Origin of the sequence: Zhongshania sp. (assembly GCF_041623545.1) — a bacterium.
Classification (GTDB): domain Bacteria; phylum Pseudomonadota; class Gammaproteobacteria; order Pseudomonadales; family Spongiibacteraceae; genus Spongiibacter.
In genome coordinates, this window is record NZ_JBFJWS010000341.1 from 1 (window position 1) to 3,270 (window position 3,270).

A 3,270-nucleotide genomic window follows, 5' to 3' on the forward strand; every position below is an offset into this window, starting at 1 on the left:
AGGCGCTTGGCCAACAAAGTGGTATTGGGTGTCGGGGCTGGGGCCGATATGAGGCTTGCCGGAAAATTGTGCTAATACTCGTTGTTCTGAATCGGCCGTTAGCTCGATATCCAGCATATAAATAAGCAGGATATTGTGCTTTTTTCTAGCGTCATAACTGCGTTTGAAAATATGTATAGCGAGAAGCTCATGCTCAGCCAGCGCCAGTTTGGCGAGCACAGCGCTGCGTAGCTCGACGTCGTCGTGGTGGAGGGGTAGTTTTATATCGCTGAGTCTGAGCATAGAAACGCTGTCAATCCGGTCGTCGGTAGGCGCGGGATTTTACCATGATTGTGAGGCGAAAGTGGCTGATCAATGGTTTAGCGCCATTTAACAGACAAGACCTGCACTATAGCCAGACGACCACGCCCACTGGAAATTAAAGCCGCCCAAATGACCTGTTACGTCTAGCACTTCGCCAATAAAGTAGAGACCGGGCTGGGATTTTACTTCCATGGTTTTGGAGCTAATGGCATCGGTGTCGACACCGCCGCGGGTAACTTCGGCGGTGCGGTAGCCCTCAGTTGCGGATGGTTTGAGGCGCCAGCCGTGCAGTTTGTCGGCAATTGCTGCGAGTTGTTTATCGCTGTAGCTCGCGAGTGGTAACTCGGCGCTGCCTGACCACCACAGCGTTTGCAGCTCATTCACTAGACCTTTTGACAGTTTTTGCGTGAGTAAACTGCGCAGCAAGCTCTTACCGTGTTGTTGTTTGGCATTGAGTAGCCATGTGTGGCCGTCGAAGCCGGGCAGTAGATCAAGAATGATTTCGTCACCCGGGTTCCAGTAATTCGATATTTGCAGCATTACTGGGCCGCTGATGCCGCGATGGGTAAAGAGTAGGTTTTCGGTGAATTGGCGCTGATTGCAAGTCACTTCTACTTCAAGGGCTAGGCCGGACAGTCGTTCGCAGAGGGGCTTCATGGCATCGCTGAACATAAACGGTACTAGACCTGCTTGGCGTTCGGTAAGTGCAATGCCAAACTGTTTGGCGATGTCGTAGCCGAGTCCGCTGCCACCAAGGCTGGGGATAGATAGAGCGCCCGTGGCGACAACGAGGGAGTGGCAGGCCAGTTTCACGGGCGCCTGCCCCTGGTGCAGTGCTATTTGATAGCGGCTGCGGCCGTCTTCCTGTTCGTGTTTGTCAGAGTGAACTCGCTCTGGCAGCTGCGCGATTTTATCAATAGTGCAGTGGCTGCGAATTTCTGCGCCGGCCTGCGCGCATTCGTCCAGGAGCATATTGAGGATGTCCTTGGCCGAATCCAGGCAGAAAAGCTGGCTGTGTTTGCGCTCTTCATATGCAATGCCATAGCGTTCGACCATGGCGATAAAGTCCCACTGGGTGTAACGAGTGAGTGCGGCTTTGCAGAAGTGGGGGTTCGCAGATATGAAATTGTCGGCTTCCACAAAGTGGTTGGTGAAATTGCAGCGGCCGCCGCCGGACATGAGTATCTTTTTGCCGACTTTATTGGCTTTTTCTAGCACGAGCACGCTTCGACCCCGTTGGGCGGCGGTGAGGGCGCACATTAAACCAGACGCGCCTGCACCAAGAATGATCACATCGTAGTGGTTTTGGCCGAGTCGCACGATTTTGCTACCAAATTTCGTAATGAGTTTGAGGCGCGCAGTATACCGGCAATTGCGGTCTGCGGCATATGATGACGTTAGGAGGTGCTGAGTGGCTGGTATTTGTGGCTACCAGCGCTATACTGCGCCGGTCATTGCGCTGGTAAATTAATATTTTATCGATTTAGCAAGAATTGCGCTAAGCTGGTGCAGTTATTGCTAGCACAACGGCAGTCATTTCAGTTTCGGGCTTACAGCCAACTTAAGTGATACCCATTACCTAATATTCTATAAGGCGAGGTCACCTTAATGAGTCGCAATCAAGCGCGCGTTCAAGCTATTTCCCAGATTACTAATCGTACGCCTAAAGCCGTATCGATGCCTGAGCCACTCAGTAAAATCTGGGCAAGCGATGTTTTTAATCTTGCAAAGATGGAGCAGTGCCTTTCCAAGAATGCTTTTAAGGCAATGAAAAAGGCTGTGCAAACAGGCTCCCCGCTTGATGCTGCAACCGCTGATGTTGTTGCTGCGGCTATGAAGGACTGGGCTTTAGGTAAGGGCGTTAAGTTCTTCTCCCATATTTTTTACCCCATGACCAATGCCACTGCAGAGAAGCACGATGGCTTTATTATTGCGAACTCTGACGGTCATGCGATAACCGAATTTACCGGTAGCCTGTTAATTAAAGGCGAGCCAGACGGTTCTTCTTTCCCTAACGGCAGCCTGCGGATGACCAATGCGGCCCGCGGTTACACGGCTTGGGATCCAACTAGCCCAGCCTATATTATGCACACCGATAATGGCTCTACCTTGATGATTCCAAGCGTATTTATGAGCTGGACGGGTGAAGCGCTGGATAAGAAAATCCCACTGCTGCGTTCAAATACAGCAATGGATAAAGCTGGTCAGCGCGTGTTGTCGTTGATGGGCGAGAAAGAAATTGCGACCTTGAACTCTAGTTGTGGCGCTGAGCAGGAATACTTCCTGATTGACGCTAATTTTGCTGCTAGCCGCCCGGATCTTAGCTTAGCCGGTCGCACCTTGTTTGGTGCTGCGCCCGCTAAAGGACAGCAGTTTGATGATCATTACTTTGCCGCTATTCCTGAGCGGGTTCAGGTCTTTATGCAAGACTTGGAAGACAAACTATATAAATTAGGTATTCCAGCTAAGACCCACCACAACGAAGTGGCACCGGGGCAGTTTGAAATCGCGCCCTATTATGAGGCAGCGAACATTGCTTCTGACCACCAGCAAATGCTGATGACCTTGTTAAAATTGACCGCCAAGCGTCATGGTTTTGTTTGTTTGCTACACGAAAAGCCATTTGCCGGCGTAAATGGTTCTGGAAAGCACGTAAACTGGTCTGTTGGTAACGCGACACAGGGCAATTTACTTGACCCAGGCAGCACGCCCCACGACAACGTTAACTTCCTGCTCTTTTGTGGTGCAGTAATTCGCGGCGCGCACCTTTATGGACCGCTTTTGCGTGCCGTTATCGCCTCTGCGTCAAACGATCACCGTTTGGGGGCGAACGAAGCGCCACCAGCAATTCTGTCGGTTTACTTGGGCGACCAGCTTGAGCGCGTTTTTAATGATATTAAAGAAGGCAAGTTATTGAAGTCTGAGGTCGGCGGCTTTATGGATCTGGGCTTGAGCCAGATTCTGAAG

At 51.1% G+C, this 3,270-nt stretch carries 2 protein-coding genes and 1 pseudogene; 1 reads left to right on the top strand and 2 read right to left on the bottom strand.

The window, feature by feature from the left end; all coding sequences use genetic code 11:
- Together ABYT30_RS17510 and ABYT30_RS17515 are read right to left on the bottom strand one after the other, a co-directional pair.
- Positions 1–282 (bottom strand): annotated as a pseudogene (locus ABYT30_RS17510) (hypothetical protein); the annotation flags it as partial.
- An 87-nt stretch (positions 283–369) separates the two neighbouring features.
- On the bottom strand, positions 370–1,623 hold the full coding sequence (locus ABYT30_RS17515; RefSeq protein WP_373097764.1) for an NAD(P)/FAD-dependent oxidoreductase: 1,254 nt from the start codon (positions 1,621–1,623) through the stop codon (positions 370–372).
- A gap of 288 nt (positions 1,624–1,911) precedes the next feature.
- Here ABYT30_RS17515 and ABYT30_RS17520 point away from each other — a divergent pair.
- Positions 1,912–3,270: glutamine synthetase III (locus ABYT30_RS17520; RefSeq protein WP_373097766.1), on the top strand; the 1,359-nt coding region annotated here is incomplete at its 3' end.